This window comes from Pseudomonas persica, assembly GCF_900291015.1.
Taxonomy (GTDB): Bacteria; Pseudomonadota; Gammaproteobacteria; order Pseudomonadales; family Pseudomonadaceae; genus Aquipseudomonas.
The window spans coordinates 1-249 of record NZ_OLKL01000273.1 but is presented as its reverse complement, the minus strand read 5'-3'; the positions used below and the strand labels follow the sequence as shown (position 1 = coordinate 249).

General features: G+C 41.0%; 1 protein-coding gene. It reads left to right on the top strand.

Features of this window, described 5'->3' with window-relative positions; all coding sequences use genetic code 11:
* Positions 1-8 precede the first annotated feature (8 nt).
* On the top strand, positions 9-249 hold a 241-nt coding region (locus FQ664_RS26550), incomplete at its 3' end, for a capsular polysaccharide export protein, LipB/KpsS family (RefSeq protein WP_474707160.1).

Here is a 249-nt window from a genome sequence, read left to right as displayed (position 1 = left end):
CCTTTTACATAGAGCTTATCAAAAAACTTCTAACCCGCACCGATCTGAATATTATATTCAAGGCACATCCGTGGGAGCGAAAGAAGAAAAATATTCAGTCCCCGCTTACACTTGATACTTTGTGTAAAGAATTCAACACATCACCAAGTATCACAACAGCCAATGATCGACTAGTTTTCATTGAGGACTTCAATATCAAGTCCCTCTTCAGGCAAGTTGATTTTGTCGCAGGGATCAACTCGCAGGCAC